The organism is uncultured Neglectibacter sp. (assembly GCA_937958185.1).
Lineage (GTDB): Bacteria > Bacillota > Clostridia > Oscillospirales > Acutalibacteraceae > Acutalibacter.
Map to the genome: position 1 here is coordinate 36697 of CALFFN010000031.1, position 18285 is coordinate 54981.

Genomic DNA, 18285 nt, shown 5'->3' on the forward strand with positions numbered 1-18285 from the left:
ATGAACGGTTCAAAATCGCCCTATTTTGGCAGAAGAAAAGTTGGCAGAAAAGGAAAAAAGCTCCCACTGAGGAGCTTTTATTGGAGAAGGATCACGGTATGGAACAATCTCCTATCCGGTTCATAATACTGCCGGAACGTGCCGTCGTACTTTTTGACGACACCAGAAACGCTTTTCAGTCCGATCCCGTGCTGTTCCTTGTCAGGCTTCCGGGTGAGAAAGCCGTCCTTTCCATCTTCTTTTGGGGCTTCTTCGCAGGTATTTACCAGAGAGATCATCAGGGAATTGCCCGGGCGGGTATCTACTGCCAGCTCCAGATAGGCGTTTTCCCCATCCTTTGCCGCCTCTACCGCATTTTCCAGCAGGTTGCCGAACAGGGCGGTCATGTCTCCCGGTTCCAAATGATCCACAGATTGGCTGCGGATATCCACCAGAAATTTCACATCTTCCCTTTTGCAAATTTCTCCGTACCGGGACAGGATCACATCTAAAGTAGGATTTCCGCAGAAGCGTACCCGGTTCTGCAGAGCGGGAGATTTCTCCAGTTCGGAAACATATTGAGACACGGCGTTGTTCTCCTGCTCGCCCGCCAGATCCCGGAGAGTCTCCAAATGCTTTCGGATATCGTGGATCAGCACCCGCTGCCTGTCATATTGCTCTTCCAACGCCTTGTAATAGTCCATTTCAGCCTGCTGTTTTTGGAGCATCAGTTGGTCGGAAAGATTTCTTTGGTCAGCCTGCCGGCTGTACTGGTAGCCTGCGAAAAGCAAAAGGTTATCAATCGCCAGAATCAGAAGCCCTGCCAGCACAAAGGACCCGGTGGTAAGCTGTATTCCCGTAATGGCGGCGGTGTACACCATCATAAGCAGAATGAAAAGGGTGGTCAGGGAAAAACCGGTCAGAACCAGGGCAGCGGGAGTAACGTCCTTCGAAGAACCGGAACGGCTCCTATCCAGCCGGCTGCAAAGTCTGGAATATCCAAAATACAGAAGTTTTCCGCTGAGCGCCAGCAGAAAAAATCCCAAAAACAGCGCAAGAGTCTCTTTCATTACCGCATCGCCTCCACGTAGAGCATATAAGCGCTTTTGAAATCCTGATACCGCCGCCGTGCCAGATAAGCGGTGTATTCCTGCCCTGAGGGAGTTGCAAGAGTAATCAGGTTCTGGGAAAAGGACGCCACATATTTCATGTTGATAAGGAAACTGCGGTGGGTGCGGGTAAAGCAGCCGATCTCCAACAGCTGTTCCCAGTGCCGGATTCCCTGCCGGGATTCATAGACCGTATCTACTGTGTAAATCAAGACCTTATGCCCCCGTGCCTCCGCCATAACGATCTCGTCTGCATACCGGGTGACGGTACCCTCCACAGTTTCGATGCAGATCGGTCTTGTATCCACGCTCAGTTGATAGAGCGCATCTCGCAAATTGCGGAACAGCCGCTGCTTGTCCACCGGTTTGGAGAGATAACGGAACACATGGAACCGCATGGCGTCGTCCAGGTAGTCCGCATAGGAAGTCACTATGAAAACCTTGAGGTAAGGGTTTCGTTCCTTGAGCTTTGCGCCGATTTCAATGCCGCTGGTGCCGGGCATCTCCACGTCCAGAAAGGCTATGTCGATCCGCTGGGCGTCGGGACGGTCTTCCGAATCCAACAGCCGCTGTCCGTCGGTATAGCGGCACAGCTCCGGCTTCGGCAAATGATTTTCCGCAAAGTATTCTTGCAAATACCCCTCAAGCTGGGTCAAAATGGATTCATCATCGTCACAAAGCAGGATACGCATACCCAAACCCCTCCTTTTTTCTCAATTTCCATAAAATGCGGTAAGCCCAATGATAACATGAAAACGGAGTAAAATCAAATTACGGGTAGCATGGGGTCGTATTTTGGTTTATGAATCACCTCGGAATAACCTTGATATACGGAGTGCTCTTTCCTATTCTTAACCTTCCCCTGTCACCATGACACCCCAGTTGACAAGGGTGTTACAATGAAGTTCCAACGAAAATTAAATGACCGTCTGAGTTGAAATATCCCGCCATGACTCCTCCGAGCGAAGGACGAGCGTTTGATGGACTGACCACCCATCGGAACGGGAACGCACCGGCAGAAACCGGCAGCTCCTAGGAAACAGTCTCAGGTAAAACGGCGCAAAAGATGAAAACAAGTTTTCATCTTTCCAAAGTTTTGCTTCCCACCATTTCAGAACGGTGGGATTCCGCTGAAGCGGAACCGAAAATTTTATATTGGTAAAAGAAAGGAGAATGCGATTGACCGAAAGTAAGTACAAGAATTATGAGGAACTACCTCTCTTCCTCAATGCAAAGATGGTCGGTGAGGTGCTTGGTGTGTCACCAGCAAGCAGCTATGAATTGCTCCATCAGGAGGGCTTTCCTACTCTCAAAATCGGGAACCGATTGGTTGTTTCCAAAGAAAAATTCATTCAGTAGGTGGAAGAAAATGTGTCTGGCGGTGCTCGACAACCTTCCAGAAATATTCAAAACTGAATCCCAATCGAGATTATTTCAAGACCCCTAACTGCCTGTTTTCACTGGGACTTTCCGCAGGAGAGATCGCTGTGTATTCCTATCTCCTCCGCTGTGAGGATCGGAAAAGTTTTACCTGTTATCCCAGTTTTCGGACAATTGGAAAGGCGGTCGGGCTTAGCAGAAACACCGTTCAGAAATATGTTTCCAGCCTTGAGAATAGAGGCTTGATTGAAACTGAAAAGACTTCTGTGTTCCGCAAGGACGGCTCAAAATGGAACGGGAATCTCAAATTCACAATCCGCCCAATCCAGTCCGCACTGGAGTTTTACAACGAGCGGCAGTCGTTGGGCGCAGAAAGGCCCCCGTAAGCGGTTTTGTTTTGCCGGTAGGGCTGGGACACCACTCAGCAGGTCAAACGGCAAATTTGAGCCGCTGTGGGAAAGAGTGGCGGTAGGGTTGTTCTCGACTTTTACGAAATAGCCCCGTTGAAAAAATGGATTATATTTGAGCAGGATAAACCCAGCGTTGACCCCACCCGGCAATGCCGATTGAGTGCATTTCACAAACCGCTATACACGGGATTCCTGCCCTAGGGCAGGGCAAGCATAGCAGACGGCTATACGCCGTCCGCAGAAGCCGGGCTTGCCCGACTTTTCCCCCCCTGCCCCCTTGAAGGGGGAGTAATGGAAGGACAGACCCCTTTCAAAAACTGGACCGCAGAAAACAAAGAAAAGTTTTCGGAACAATCATAGACATAGGCGCAGGCTTTGTGGTAGTCTGTGGTGCTGGAAAGGAAGTGAGAACATGAAGAAAAAACTACTGACTAACGGCAAGGCGTTCAAACGCACGGACAATCGCTGGGGTGGGACGGTCTGGTATATGGACGAGCTTGGAGAGAGAAAAAGGAAGTCCTTTTCCGGCACGGCCAAAGCGGAAGTCAACAAGAAGATGACCGCTTATATCGCTGAATTCAACCAGCGGCTCATTGAGTCAGATGAATCCCGAAAAACACTCAGAGAGAGTATGACCCACTGGCTGCAAGTGTTCAAATTTCCTTCTGTGGAGCGGGGCACCTACGACCGCTGTGAGTGTACGGCAAAACACCAGGTCTACCCCTTGATTGGAGCGAAAGTAGTCGGAGATCTTACAGCCGCTGACCTCAAGGGAGTTTTGAATCACTGGCTTGAAAAGGACTATGCCTACACCACGGTCAAGAAAGTCCACGACCTGCTGGGAGAATATTTCCGCTACCTCACAGAGCAGGAACTGCTGAATCGGAACCCCATGCTGAGCGTTCCCATGATGAAAAAGACGAACTTCATGGCGGCGCAAAACAAGGAGGATTTGCCCACGCAGGAAACCATCACGGTATTTACGCCGGAAGAAATCGAGAAGTTCAAGCTTGAAGCGTTCTCGAAGTTCAGAAACGGAAAGCCCAAGTACCAGCAGCCGGCAGCTTACATTCTCATGCTGAACACAGGGCTTAGGACAGGCGAACTCCTAGGTCTCCTCAACAGCGATATTGATCTCAGCAACCGCACGCTGACTGTTCGGCAAGGGGTAAAAGAGACTTCAAAACGAGTGGAAATGGAAGCTGTTCCTGGTCGAGGAGTGAAGGTAGGGAAGCCGAAAACTGCCACCAGCAAGCGTACTGTGCCGCTGAACGACACAGCGGTGGAGATGGTAGAAGCTCTACGCCGAGAGCGCAATTTCGGCAAAAATGCACCGCTGGTATGCGACGAGAATGGTGGCTACACCCGCCCTGTCAACTTCCGCAAAAGGTACTACAGAATTTTGAAAGCCGCAGGAATCGAGCAGAAAGGTCTACACAGCTTCCGGCATACGTTTGCCACAAATCTAGTGAATGGCGTAAAACAGGCAAACGGAACAATCAAGACTCTTTCTCCCCGACAGGTAGCAGATTTACTCGGTCACAGCACCAGCCAGATCACCGAAATGTACTACGTCAAAAAAGACACCACCCGACTGAACGGAATCACAGACGGGTTCAACCTGTGAAGCCCTCAGAACAGCGCAGCCGGATTGATGATTCTTTGATGATAAAACAAACGGAAGCAGTGCGAACAGAACCCACCGGATACGAAAAATGGAGCGGATTTGGAGCTTCAAAGGATTCGATTCTCGCCTGTCGGCTCGGGTGTTGTGTGCCGGTGGCACACGCCCAACACCGACCGAAGCGACAGCTGAGAACGGCGCTGGTCGCCACCGGCGACCAGCGCCCCACGACACGCACGCACAAAGCGCAGCCGTACCGCATTTTCAGGACTTTGTACCCACAACGAAAACAGCCCGGTATCGCATTTGTGATACCGGGCTGTTTTGTGTCAAGACGTCAACAATGGATATCAGCGTCCCTATTTTTTTATTATATCACACTTTGACACGTTTGCACCAATTTTCATAAAAAGTGACACATTTAATTAAACCCGCACCAGTTTTTGAATGTCGGTACACGTCTTGCCGTTCATGTTACATATTGGTGCACAGATAGCGCAACCAGATACCCTCACTATGGTTTGAATATTCTCGGTTATATGGTATAATGATCTAAATTGCTCACTGCGGTTGAAACGGAGGTACAGTATGAGGATACAGTCAATTAATATTCAGAATTTCAGGAAGCTACTACAATGTAATATCGACTTTAGCGAAAAAGCCACGCTATTTGTTGGTGCAAACAATAGTGGCAAGACATCCGCTATGGATGCACTCGGGAAATTCCTTGCTGACCGCAATTTCACCTTTAATGATATCACCATTTCTAAACGTGTGGATATCAATAAGATTGGTGAGGGATGGACTCAAGAAAGCTGCAATGAGCCTATAGATCTACTGGAATGGGAGTCACTTGTTCCCCAAATGGATATTTGGTTAGACGTGTCCAATAGTGAGATCCATTATGTAGCTGGGATAATTCCAACTCTGAAGTGGCGCGGCGGAAAGCTAGGTGTCCGTCTTGCTTTCTTCCCTAAGAATATCTCTAAGCTATTTGCAGAATATCGGGAGACCTATTTTGCGGCACGCAAAACGGAAAAAGCAAAAGGAAAAGTAGACATCAACCTGTATCCCAAGGATTTGTGCGAGTTTCTTGAACGTAACTTGAATGCATACTTTTCGATGAAGGCGTTCATTCTTGATCCTGCCCAATCCAATAAAGACCTTCCGCAAGCCACACCTTTTGAAATGGAGTGTTTTACGGATAACCCGCTGAAAGGAATCATTAAAGTCGATATGATTGACGCTCAACGAGGTTTCGCAGATCCAGATAGTTCGGATAGCAATGAGCGAGCTAAAAGACAGTTATCGGATCAGATGCGTAGTTACTATGATAAACATCTCGATCCAGAAAAATCCCCGTCACCCGAAGACTTAGACATATTGAAAGCCACTGAAGATGCTAAAAAGGCTTTTGACAAAAATCTTGCAATTAAATTTGCACCTGCAATCCACGAGCTAGAAGGTCTTGGATATCCAGGAGTGGCTGATCCTAGGCTTACGATTGTGACAAAAATGACTACGGCTGAAACACTAAAGCATGACTCTGCTGTCCAGTACGCGCTTAGCAAAAAAGATGATACGCTAAAGCTACCAGAGAAATACAATGGTCTGGGATACCAAAATCTAATCTCTATGGTCTTCGATCTCATGCGTTTCAGGGATGATTGGATGCGCGAAGGCAAAGCTAAACGGACACAGGAGAACGATAATCCAGTGATAGAACCTTTGCATTTAGTTTTGGTCGAGGAACCAGAAGCACATCTTCATGTGCAAGTACAACAAGTGTTCATTCGCAAATCATACGATGTATTGACGAACCATAAATTCATCAAGGAAAATGAGCATTTTGATACTCAATTAGTAATTAGTACCCACTCTAGCCATATTGCCCGAGAAACTAATTTTGCTGATTTGCGCTATTTTAAACGGCTATCTGAGGGATCAGAAGGAAATATTGCGACATCAAAAGTAATCAATCTTTCCGAGGTATTTGGTAAAGGCGATGAAACTGGCAAATTTGTCACACGTTACTTGCAGACGACCCATTGTGATTTGTTTTTTGCTGATGCTGCCATTCTTGTTGAAGGATCGGCGGAAAATATGTTGTTGCCACATTTTATTCGAAATAAATATCCAGGACTGTATCAAAGATATATATCGATATTGAGTATAAATGGACGACACTCGCATCGCCTTAATCCGCTACTTGAAAAACTGTGCTTACCTACGCTTGTTATTGCAGACCTGGATACTGCAGAAAAAGAGGGACATCATAAGGCTGCCTTTCCAGAACGTGGTAAAGGTCTTATCAGTAGCAATTATACTATCACGGGTTGGATTGTAGGAAAAAAAGATTTAGACGAATTGTTAGCCATCCCATTTGCTAAAAAGGAAGTTGTAAAAGAAGGCGCATGCAAGTATTCTATTCGCATTGCGTATCAGACGCCAGTTATGATTAATTACAATGGTACCGATAAAGAAGCACTCGCAAGCACATTTGAAGATTGTCTCGTCTACACAAATTTTCAACTCTTCAAGGATATGCCTAGTGACGATACAGGAAGTTTAATAAAAAATGTAAGCGATAAGGTTAAGTCGGTAAGTTCTTTTGATAAATTACATAAAGGAATATACGATGCACTCCGGGATGGAAAATCCGATCAGAAGGCTGAGTTTGCATTGGATTTGATTTATGCCGTTGATCCCAGCGAACTTACAGTTCCAGCTTATATCGCTGAGGGATTAGAGTGGCTGCAGGCTTATTTAAAGCCAGAGGAGTAAGGTAATGACAGATTCTACATTGATGGGAAAAAACTCCACAGACAATCATATTGACGATCATGTTGATCAAGAGATTCAAAATTGTTTTTCTGTAGAGCACCCGAAATGCTTCTTTGTATTTGCCGGTGCTGGCTCTGGCAAGACCAGGAGTTTGATTAACATTCTCACTTTCCTTGATAAAGACCGCGGCGAAAGCCTCGCGATGAATGGTAAGCAAATTGCAGTTATTACCTATACCAATGCAGCGTGCGATGAGATATCCAGAAGATTGCAGTACAAACCAATTTTTTCTGTGTCCACGATACATAGTTTCCTGTGGGAATTAATTAAGAGCTACCAAGCAGACATAAAAGAATGGGTCAGGCAATCTGTTAAAACGGAAATTAGCGAACTTGAGGAAAAACAACTTAAGGGGCGTGGTGGTAAGGCAGGTGAAAAAAGAGCTGAAGATATTAGGCGGAAAAAAGAACGCCTAGAGAAAATTGAAACCGCAAAAAAGTTCTCTTATAACCCCAATGGCGATAATGTCGGTTTTGATTCGCTTAGCCATAGCGAAGTTATCAAAATGAGTACAGCTTTTATCATGGCAGAACCAACCATGCAGAATATTTTAGTAGCAAAATACCCAATACTGCTCATCGATGAAAGTCAAGATACAAAGAAAGAATTAATTGATGCCCTGCTTGACGTATGTGAAAAACATAAAGATAAATTTATAGTCGGTATGTTTGGAGATACTATGCAAAGGATCTACAATGACGGGAAAGAAAATCTTGCGGGTTGTATTCCTGACGATTGGGCAAAGCCGACGAAGGTCATGAATCATCGAAGCGCTACACGCATAGTAGATCTGGCAAATGCAATCCGAAGTACGGTTGATGGGCAGAAGCAGAAGGCAAGATCTGATGCGGACACAGGAATGGTAAGACTATTTATTACCTCATCTGCTGCTGAAAAAGATCCCATCGAGGATAAGGTTGCCCAAATGATGGCCATAGATACCGGGGATGATGGCTGGGGTGATAAAGCAACATATAAGAGCTTGATCCTTGAGCACCACATGGCCGCCAGCAGATTTGGCTTTTCCAATTTGTATATGCCGCTGAATGACTCAGGGAAGTTTGACACGGCATTGCGTGATGGCTCCATTACAGAATTGTCGATTTTGGCGAAAATGGTGCTGCCATTAGTAAAAGCGTATCAGGAAAAGAATGACTTTGAGGTTGCAAAGATTATTAGAAAATATTCACCAATGTTAGATAGCAAAACACTTGCAGTCAAAATAGAAAACCAAGCCGAAGCTCTGCAAAACGCTGAAAGCGCCGTGGAATCTTTAATGGAACTTTGGTCAGAGAATAGAGTCCCATCTTGTTTGGATGTTTTAAAATCAATCCGAGATACAGGCTTATTTGAAGTTGGCAGCCGGGCAAATGACTTATTGGCAGAACAATATGAAGGCGAGAATCAAAAGATAATTGCTCTAAGAACAGCGTTGTCAGCCCCGTTTGGCGAATTGGAAAGATATTCGTTATATGTTACAGACAATACACGTTTTGCCACTCATCAAGGTGTTAAAGGGCTTGAATTTCCGAGAGTTATGGTTATTATGGACGATGCGCAAGCTCGTGGTTTTCTGTTCAGCTATGAAAAATTATTTGGGGCTAAGTCAAAAACTGATACCGACTTAAAGAACGAGCGAGAGGGCAAGGATACAGGCATTACGAGAACAGCCCGTCTTTTTTATGTTGCTTGCACACGGGCTCAGAACAGTTTGGCTGTTGTGGCCTATACGGAAGATGCCGATTCCGTCAAGAACACAGCATTATCAAATAACTGGTTTTCTGAAAACGAGATTACTATTCTCTAGAATAATCATAGACATAGGCGCAGGCTCTGTGGTATGTTGTGTTGCTGACGGAAGAATGTTTTCGTCAGAGAAAGGAGGTTGAACTATGAAGAAAAAGTTACTTACCAACGGCAAGGCGTTCAAACGCACAGACAACCGCTGGGGCGGGACAGTCTGGTACATGGACGAGCAAGGCGAAAGAAAAAGGAAATCCTTTTCTGGCACGACCAAGGCAGAGGTCAACAAGAAAATGACCGCCTATATCGCTGAGTTCAACCAGCGACTCACTGAGTCAGATGAATCCCGGAAAACACTCAGAGAAAGCATGACGCACTGGCTGCAAGTGTTCAAATTTCCTTCCGTAGAAAGAGGTACTTACGACCGCTGTGAGTGTACGGCGAAGCACCAGATTTTTCCCTTGATTGGAGAAAAAGTAGTCGGAGATATCATGTCTGCTGACTTGAAATCTGTTCTCAACTATTGGCTTGAAAAGGGCTATGCCTACACCACGGTCAAGAAAGTCCACGACTTACTTGGTGAATATTTCCGCTACCTCACAGAACAGGAGCTGCTGAATCGGAATCCCATGTTAAGCGTTCCCATGATGAAAAAAGCGAACTTCATGGCGGCGCAAAACAAGGAAGACTTGCCTACGCAGGAAACCATCACGGTATTCGCGCCAGAGGAAATAGAGAAATTCAAGATAGAAGCATTCAGTACCTATTCCAACGGAAAACCCAAGTACCAGCAGCCGGCAGCCTACATTCTCATGCTGAATACCGGCTTGCGGACGGGCGAACTCCTAGGTCTCCTCAACAGCGACATTGATCTAGAAAACCGCACGCTGACTGTTCGTCAAGGGGTAAAAGAGACTTCAAAACGAGTGGAAACGGAAGCTGTTCCTGGTCGAGAAGTGAAGGTAGGGAAACCGAAAACTGCCACCAGCAAGCGTACTGTGCCGCTGAACGACACGGCAGTAGAGATGATAGAAGCTCTACGCCGAGAGCGGAATTTCGGCGAGAACGCACCGCTGATATGTGATGAACAGGGCGGTTATACTCGCCCTGTAAATTTCCGCAAAAGGTACTACCGCATTTTGAAAGCCGCAGAAATCGAGCAAAAAGGTCTACACAGCTTCCGGCATACCTTTGCCACAAGATTGGTCAATGGTGTGAAGCAGGCAAACGGAACGATCAAGGCTCTTTCTCCCCGACAGGTGGCAGACCTTTTGGGACATTCAACTTCCCAGATCACTGAGATGTACTATGTGAAGAAAGACACCCAGCGATTGAACGGAATCACAGACGGGTTCAACTTATAAAGCCGAAAGCACGCAGAGCGGCGCCCTCGGATTGATGATTTTTTGATGATAAAACAAACGGAAACAGTGCGAACAGAACCCACCGGATACGAAAAAAGGCGCAGATTTGGAGCTTCAAAGGATTCGATTCTCGCCTGTCGGCTCGGTCGGTTCGCACCAGAGCGCCACTGGCGCTCGCTCACCCCTCCGCACGCTCCGCGTGCCAGTTTTCGAGCTTTTTACACACGAAAACAAGGGAGACAAGCGCAAGGCTTGTCTCCCTTGTTTTGGCAGGGGCAGAAGGATTCGAACCCTCGGCACGCGGTTTTGGAGTGGATGTGGAAATTGCATTAAGCCACATTGCAGCTGGATTTTTCCGCAGTGTAGAGCGGTTCTGAATCCAAAGCACACATCTCAAAAGGTTTCTGATGATTTATTGATGATATGCGGATTTCTGAGTCAAAGATCAAGTCAAAATCCGTGACGCTGTAAACAAAGAAATAAGGTAATCCCAAAGTGTTGAAATCATTCATCAAAGCGGGAACAAAAATTCGAAAACGAGTATTGCACATTTCACCAAGATGTGGTATGATACTATTAGCTTTTAGGCATATCTTGTTGGTATTAATGCAGGGGGAAAAACAATGCGCTTCATTGGTTCAAAGGCGTTACTGCTTGAAGATATTTGCGATGCAATTCGTACCGAGATCCATGAACCCATTGAAACAGTTGGCGACCTGTTCAGCGGTTCCGGCGTCGTTTCCCGATTTCTAAAGCAAAAGGGTTATCGGGTCATTGGTAACGATTTGATGTATATGAGTTATGTTCTAGCTCGCGGCTCACTGGAGCTTAACGATTTTCCCTCCTTTGAACGCTTGCATATCGCTGATGTGTTTGCGTATCTGAATCATTTAACGGAACCGGTTGATTTAACAGACGCTTTTGTTTACAACAACTTTTCCCCCAGCCCCCATTCCGAAAGAATGTATTTTCAACCGGAAACCGCAAAAAAGATTGACGCTGTCCGGCAACAGATTGAGACTTGGTTTCAAAACGATGAAATCACCAAAAAAGAGTATTATTATTTACTTGCCTCTCTGCTTTCCGCTGTTCCCTATGTTTCCAATATTGCAGGGGTCTATGCAGCTTATCTCAAGCATTGGGATGCCAGAACATACAAGCCGCTGCATTTGGAACCCGTTCCCATTGTACCAAGCCGTTATCAGTGTGAGGCGTTCTGTATGGATGCAGTTGAACTGTGCAAGCTCAAGAAATTTGATCTTGTTTACATCGACCCGCCCTACAATCAAAGGCAGTACAGCCCAAATTATCATGTGCTGGAAACCATCGCCCGTTATGATTCTCCTGCTTTGCATGGAGTTACCGGAATGAGGGATTATGAGAGGTCAGATTTCTGTGTTAAGGGAAAAGTGAAAAACGCATTCCTTTCTTTGTTTGAGAACTTGCAATCAAAATACGCAATCGTAAGCTATAACAACGAAGGTCTGTTATCTACCGATGAACTTACCAACATACTTTCTCGATTTGGAACTGTAAAACTGAAAGAGATTTCCTACAGACGATACAAAAGCAAGATACCGAACAACTCCGCTGGGTTGAAAGAACAAATCTACTTTGTCGATATGAGGTGACAAAATGAATACCGTTCTGCTCAAAAGCCCCATGAATTACATAGGAAACAAATACCGGGTGCTGGAACAGATTTTGCCCCTTCTTCCGGAATGCAATACTTTTGTGGATCTTTTCGCTGGCGGGCTGGATGTTTCAGTAAACGAAGACGCTGCAGACGTATACTGCAACGACATCAATTGCTATCTCATCAACATTTACAAGGCTTTTCAGGAAAACGGCTATGAGGCTGTTTTAGCTCATGCGGAAGCCCGCATGGAGGAATTTGGGCTTTCAAAAGAGAATGAGGAAGGGTATCTGGCGTTTCGGAATTTTTACAATCATTCGGAAAGAGATCCCTTGGATTTGTATCTGCTCATGAATTACGGCTTCAATTACCAATTCCGATTTAATTCCAAACATGAATTCAACAATCCCTTTGGAAGGAACCGCAGCAGTTTTAACACAGCGCTGCAAGAGAGGCTTCGATTTTTCATGGAGCGGATCGAAAATTTCGCATTCTCCAGTGCGGACTTCCGAGACTTCGATTTCTCCGTTTTGGAAGAAGGCGATCTGATTTATTGCGATCCGCCCTATTCTCTCAGTATCGGCTCCTACAATGACGGGAAACGGGGATTTAAGGGTTGGTCAAGGGACGATGACCTTGATCTTATGGGTATTCTGGATTCCCTGTCTGATCGGGGTGTGAAATTTGCACTCTCAAACGTGACCGAGCACAAAGGGCAGGAGCATACCGAGCTGAAGCGGTGGGCGGAGAAGTATACTGTGCATGTGATTGACCGTGGGTACGGGAATTGCAGTTACCACTTGAGCGATAGAAACACTCTTACAAAAGAGGTGCTGATCACGAATGAGTAGGGCTTTCGGTTGGGTTCAGGATGGCGGTTCTTTTGAGAATTTGAAGAGGGTGTTAGCTTCTATTACTCCCGATTCGGAACTAAATGCGCTGCTGCGGGAGAGGGTAATTCCTACCTTTGTTCCGGAAAGATATGGGCGGCAGGAATTGATAACGGCGATTACGGGAGAGAACTGCAATGCCGTTCCCTATAATTCCTTGCGTGGAAGCGGTTCTGCTAATCAGCTTACTGTTACAGAAAATATAGAAATGTTTGGTTACAGTGAGGAAGAAGCAGAAAGGATTGTCCGCAAAGGCGGGCGGGGAAACGCCGCTTGCTCTGGTATCGGACAGGCTGCCGTACCTGCACAGAAAAACATGCCAAATGGTGAGAAGAAACCCTATCAGAGCGATTGGTCGACAGACAGCTTTATCCGTTGGGGAATTTCTTTATCGTTTCTCAGCTATGATTCCGCCACGGATACATGCAGTGTTTCAGAATTGGGACGGCGCTTTGCCCTATCTGAAAGCTACAGCGAAGAAGAAAAGGAAATTATCGGACAAGCATTGGAGTCCTATCCGCCTGCTTGCCGTGTCTTAAAACTGTTAGCAGAACAAGGGCATTTGACAAAATTTGAGATTGGCAGACGGCTTGGCTTTGTTGGAGAAGCCGGTTTTACTTCCCTGCCGCAGTCCTATTATGTAGGCGGAATCTGCACGGCAGCCACTCTTGCCGAAAAGACAGATATTAGGCAGAATTTTGAAGGCAGCAGCGACAAATATGCCAGAATGATTGCCGGGTGGATGTGTAAAATCGGCTGGGTCGAAAAGGTTCCAAAAACAGTTACAGAATACTATCTTGGTCGAAGATACACAGCTGAAATCGGACAGAGCTACATGATTACAACGCAAGGGTTGACCCATGTAAATCGAATTTTAGGAAGAACCAGACATCGTCGTACCCCGAAAATCGTGTTCTGGAATATGCTCGCTACTGCGGCACCTGATAGTGTCTATCTTCGCAATCGAAGATGCCATATTTTGAAATCTCTTACCACTCCCAAAACCGTGGATGAGATTCGATTGTATCTTGCTGCCAGAGAGATAGACGCTTCAACAGCGACAATTCTGGACGATTTGCAGAATTTCACCAATATTGGTCTGGAAATCGAATGCAGAGATGCACGCTATAAGCTGAAAGACGAAATCGTTCAGTTGGAAATCCCTGTTGAGGCTGTGCACACAGAAAGGACGGAACTTTCTGTAGTGAAAGATGAAGTGAGAGCGCAGTTAACCAGCATTGACCACAGATATTTGGCATTGATCGATCTGGCTTACGACAGCAATTCAAATCGGGAGTTTGAAATTGAGACCATGTCCCTCTTGACAGAAGAACTGGATTTTCAGGGTCTGCATCTCGGCGGTTCTCGAAAGCCAGATGGTCTGTTCTATAAACATGCGGACGGTGTGATTGTCGATACAAAAGCCTATTCCAATGGCTATAACTTGCCAATCACGCAGGCGGATGAAATGATCCGTTACATTGAAGAAAACAAATCTAGAAGTGACATCAATCGTAACCACTGGTGGGAGAACTTCAGCGATGAAGTGCAAAATTTCAGCTTCCTATTTGTTTCTTCAGAGTTTCGAGGCTCTTTTCTGGATAATATCCGCTATATCCACGACAGAACGGGCTATTGCGGCTCGGTGATTTCTGCTAAGAATCTGCTGCTGTTTGCAGAAAGAGTCAGTGCCGGGGAATTGGCGTATGAGGAGAGCTTTGAGGTACTAAGGGGCAACGATGAAGCTGGATGTGAAAGCGTGTAAGCGGTTTGCTTCTTTTGCTGCTTTATTATTTAATAAATCTAATAAAGCAAATTATTCCCGTTAAAGTAAAAAAGAAATGTACAAAGGCTTATTATCGAACGGAGTGATACTATTTCGGTATATGGGATAAAGGAGAAGCCAGCAATGTGTTTTTGCATTGCGGGCACAGGATGCATTGTTTAATAGAAAAAATAGCGTAATACGCTGGTTGCTGAAACTTCTTATTTAATCAGTTCTCAGATAAAATCGCAAAAAATGAAACGAACTTTTGACTAATAATTATAATTTCATTGACACAGAATGGAGGGAATCACAACATGCAAACTTCCAAGGGATCAGAATGGCGTAGATGGGACTTACATCTGCATACGGCCTCCTCATATGATTATAAGTACAATGAGAACGATGCCGATGAACTTCTGTGTAAGGCACTTAAGGAGAATGATATTTGTGCAGTTGCAATTACGGATCACTTTAGAATTGATGCAAAACGGATAAAGCGGTTACGTGAACTAGCACCAGAAATTGTGTTTTTTCCAGGTGTTGAATTGAGAACGGATAAAGGTTCAAATAATTTGCATTTCAATTTATTGTTCTCAGATCAGATGAATATTGATGATTTGCAAAGTGATTTTGAAGCTATAATGCTTCGAGAGAGAGCGAAATCTTCACAGAGCAATGAATCAATTTACTGGACATTTGAGGATGCTGTAAAGTTTTGTCATGACCGGAAAGGACTTCTGTCAATTCATGCAGGCAAAAAAACAAATGGCATTGATCAAGAAATCAGCAATGGCGTTCCTTACAAAGAAGCGCTAAAAGAAGATATTGCGAAATCAGTTGATTTCTTTGAAATTGGGAAAAAGAAAGATGTTGAAGACTACAGCAAATATGTGTTTTCACAAATTGAAGAGAAACCTTTAATAATTGGTTCCGATAATCACGATCCACGTAATTATGTAGTAAAAGAAAACTTATGGATTAAAGCTGATACAACGTTCGAAGGACTAAAGCAGTGTCTATTTCAACCACGGGAACGAGTATATGTTGGTGAGATACCTTTGGCACTTGATCGGGAAAGAAAAATGCGAAGTGAAAATATTGCGTGTATTTCTGTTAAACGAAAGAAGAATCCGGTTTTTGCTGACATGAATTGGTTCGATTTTACTTTGCCTTTAAATTCAGGCTTAATTGCAGTGATAGGAAACAAAGGCAGTGGTAAGAGTGCTTTTTCTGATATAGTAGGGCAATTATGCAAATGCCACGCTATGGAAAAGGCTGCTTTCTTAAACGAGAAAAGATTTAGACGGCAACAGAAAAATTTTTCACAAGACTATGAGGCTTCTATTGTCTGGGGGGATGGACACAAAAGTACGATCGACCTTGATGCTAAATCATTTGACACTGTTATTGAAGACGCCAGATATCTACCGCAACAGTATATCGAAGATGTTTGTAATGATATAGGAAGCAGCTTTCAAGAGGAAATTGATCGTGTCGTCTTTTCGTATGTAGATCCGACTGAACGCGCAGGAGCTACCTCTTTAGGAGACCTTGTCAGAATAAAATCAACTTCTTTGACTCTCAACAAGAAAAACATACAAGATGAACTTAGTCAAATAAATGCTAGGATTATTCATTTGGAAGAAAAGAAAACAACCCAGTATAAAAAGCATATTACTGACAGTTTAAAAAAGGCTCAAGAGGGTTTAAAACGGCACGATGGAATTAAACCAAAGGAAGTTCAGAAACCAACTCCTCAAAAGGAAGATGTAAATTACCAAGAAAAACTTGAAAGGGTAAATACTGATATAACCAATGTCACATCAAAAATAGATTCTACTCGCTATGAACTAACGGAAATAAACACTTCCATTGTCCAAACAAATGATTTAATTGCGGGTTTGCGTGTTTTAGTGAAAGAGCTACAAAGTATGCAAGTACGTGTCGATGAATTTTTTGAAACCCATGATTTGTCTAGTAAAAATCAAAAATTAGATCTTATAACGCCAATTCATGATATCGAATTATATTTAGCTAAACTAAATAAAAGAAAGCAAACATTACAATTTTCTCTAGATGGTTCTGATGAAACTGAAGGACTCTCTGGACAATTGGCTAGATTGAATAAAGAGAAAAAAGCGATTATTGAAATGGCCAATAATGAAGAAAGGGTTTACCAAAAATATTTATCGGATTTAAAGGAATGGGAAGGAGAAAGGGAAAAAATCATTGGGGAAAAAAGCCAAGAAGGCTCCCTTCGGTATTTTGAGAACGAATCCAATTACCTCAAAATGGATTTGGATAGTGATTATCAGAAAGCAAAGCAAGAAAGAAATTCACAATTGGACGCTCTCTTTTTTGTTAAAACAGAATTGGCAAAACTTTATGAAAGTATCTATGCTCCAGTAGAAAGTGAAATTGATAATCTTCTGGGCGATTTGGAGGATCAAATCAGATTCTCTGCGGAAATTCAGCTAAAAGAGTCCACATTCTCCGAGCATGTTCTTTCTTATATCAATGCGAAGTTTTCTGGCAAATTTCGTGGGAAAGAAGCTGGACAAAAAGCAATTGATACTATGATCAAGACAACTGACTTTTCCGACAGACACAGCTTAGCGCATTTTATTGATGGCATCATGGAAGTTGTTGATGAAGATATGGACAATTCAACTAAAAAAATATCTTCAAAGCAGGAATTCTATGATTATCTCTATGGACTTGATTATTTGGATGTGTTTTATAAATTGCAAGTAGGATCTCATAACTTGGAAGAGTTGTCTCCAGGCGAAAGAGGAATTGTCTTACTTATATTCTATCTTGCTCTAAGTAAAAGTAACACTCCAATTATCATAGATCAGCCAGAAGATAATTTAGATAACCAGTCTGTATACAATAAATTGGTGCCCTGTATATGTGCTGCAAAGGCAAAACGGCAGGTTATAATAGTAACCCATAATCCCAATATAGCAGTTGCTTGTGATGCTGAACAATTGATTTACTGCTATATGGATAAAGCTACTCATTCAATTACATATGAGTCTGGTGGAATAGAAAATCCTTGTATGAAACAACATGTGATAGATGTTCTAGAGGGAACTATGCCTGCGTTTGATTTAAGAAGGAGAAAGTATACTGATTAGTCAGTAAAAACATCTGTCTCAATGGATTCGAACTTGTCTTGCAACCATCACTTATGGTATTCAAATTTTAATCAATGCATTATTTTTGCGTCACTAAGTTCGCTACTGATGGCCAGCACCCCTTGATACACATATTTGGAGTAATTATTAAAATTAATTGCCCTCATTATGGATGGATGTCTCGCATTGATGATGTGTGATTTTTTCCGGATAACAACAGGAAAAAACTAAAATACCTGGATAAAAGAAGGGCCTGCCAAGAGGCAGGCTCTTCCTTGTGTCAGAATAGTTTTTCCGATTTTGGGTTTACAAATCTTTTCCGAGTGTCCTTATACATAGAACCCTTTTTCCTATTATTAACATTCCCCTGTCACCATGACACCCCAGTTGACAAAGGT

At 44.1% G+C, this 18285-nt stretch carries 13 protein-coding genes; 10 read left to right on the forward strand and 3 right to left on the reverse strand.

Annotated features, from left to right (window positions below; translation table 11 throughout):
* Positions 1-77: 77 nt before the first annotated feature.
* Together AB8996_RS10280 and AB8996_RS10285 are read right to left on the reverse strand one after the other, a co-directional pair.
* Positions 78-1049 carry a GHKL domain-containing protein gene (locus AB8996_RS10280; RefSeq protein WP_369298892.1) on the reverse strand — a complete coding sequence of 324 codons (972 nt, stop codon included), beginning with the start codon at positions 1047-1049 and terminating at the stop codon, positions 78-80.
* Positions 1049-1780 (reverse strand): LytR/AlgR family response regulator transcription factor, encoded by a 732-nt coding sequence (locus AB8996_RS10285; protein ID WP_369298893.1) that lies wholly within the window; start codon positions 1778-1780, stop codon positions 1049-1051. The genes AB8996_RS10280 and AB8996_RS10285 overlap by 1 nt, the downstream gene beginning before the upstream one ends.
* 487 nt (positions 1781-2267) lie before the next feature.
* Here AB8996_RS10285 and AB8996_RS10290 point away from each other — a divergent pair, with 487 nt between their 5' ends.
* The 3 genes from AB8996_RS10290 (at position 2268) to AB8996_RS10300 (ending at position 4505) form a co-directional block, all read left to right on the forward strand.
* Positions 2268-2447, forward strand: a complete 180-nt coding sequence (locus tag AB8996_RS10290; protein ID WP_369298894.1) for a DNA-binding protein — start codon at positions 2268-2270, stop codon at positions 2445-2447.
* A gap of 101 nt (positions 2448-2548) precedes the next feature.
* Positions 2549-2854 carry a helix-turn-helix domain-containing protein gene (locus tag AB8996_RS10295; RefSeq protein ID WP_369298908.1) on the forward strand — a complete coding sequence of 102 codons (306 nt, stop codon included), beginning with the start codon at positions 2549-2551 and terminating at the stop codon, positions 2852-2854.
* Positions 2855-3290: 436 nt separating this feature from the next.
* Positions 3291-4505, forward strand: coding sequence for a tyrosine-type recombinase/integrase (locus tag AB8996_RS10300; RefSeq protein ID WP_369298895.1), 1215 nt, complete (start codon positions 3291-3293; stop codon positions 4503-4505).
* Positions 4506-4612: 107 nt separating this feature from the next.
* On the opposite strand, the gene AB8996_RS10305 is transcribed toward AB8996_RS10300, so the two are convergent.
* Positions 4613-4744 (reverse strand): hypothetical protein, encoded by a 132-nt coding sequence (locus AB8996_RS10305; RefSeq protein ID WP_369298896.1) that lies wholly within the window; start codon positions 4742-4744, stop codon positions 4613-4615.
* Positions 4745-5090: 346 nt separating this feature from the next.
* Between AB8996_RS10305 and AB8996_RS10310 the strand changes: the two genes are divergently transcribed.
* The 7 genes from AB8996_RS10310 (at position 5091) to AB8996_RS10340 (ending at position 17887) form a co-directional block, all read left to right on the forward strand.
* The gene (locus tag AB8996_RS10310) at positions 5091-7286 is read left to right on the forward strand and encodes an ATP-dependent endonuclease (protein ID WP_369298897.1); all 2196 of its coding nucleotides are present in this window, start codon (positions 5091-5093) and stop codon (positions 7284-7286) included.
* Positions 7287-7290: 4 nt separating this feature from the next.
* The gene (locus tag AB8996_RS10315) at positions 7291-9153 is read left to right on the forward strand and encodes a UvrD-helicase domain-containing protein (RefSeq protein WP_369298898.1); all 1863 of its coding nucleotides are present in this window, start codon (positions 7291-7293) and stop codon (positions 9151-9153) included.
* Positions 9154-9238: 85 nt separating this feature from the next.
* Positions 9239-10453 carry a tyrosine-type recombinase/integrase gene (locus tag AB8996_RS10320; RefSeq protein ID WP_369298899.1) on the forward strand — a complete coding sequence of 405 codons (1215 nt, stop codon included), beginning with the start codon at positions 9239-9241 and terminating at the stop codon, positions 10451-10453.
* A gap of 623 nt (positions 10454-11076) precedes the next feature.
* Positions 11077-12084, forward strand: coding sequence for a DNA adenine methylase (locus AB8996_RS10325; RefSeq protein ID WP_369298900.1), 1008 nt, complete (start codon positions 11077-11079; stop codon positions 12082-12084).
* 31 nt (positions 12085-12115) lie between these two features.
* On the forward strand, positions 12116-12940 hold the full coding sequence (locus AB8996_RS10330; protein WP_369298901.1) for a Dam family site-specific DNA-(adenine-N6)-methyltransferase: 825 nt from the start codon (positions 12116-12118) through the stop codon (positions 12938-12940).
* Positions 12933-14744: a restriction endonuclease FokI C-terminal domain-containing protein gene (locus AB8996_RS10335; RefSeq protein WP_369298902.1), complete on the forward strand. Its 1812-nt coding sequence runs from the start codon at positions 12933-12935 to the stop codon at positions 14742-14744. Before AB8996_RS10330 ends, AB8996_RS10335 begins: the two co-directional genes overlap by 8 nt.
* 317 nt (positions 14745-15061) lie before the next feature.
* Entirely contained in the window at positions 15062-17887 is a 2826-nt protein-coding gene (locus AB8996_RS10340) for a TrlF family AAA-like ATPase (protein WP_369298903.1), read from the forward strand.
* The last annotated feature ends 398 nt before the right edge of the window (positions 17888-18285 follow it).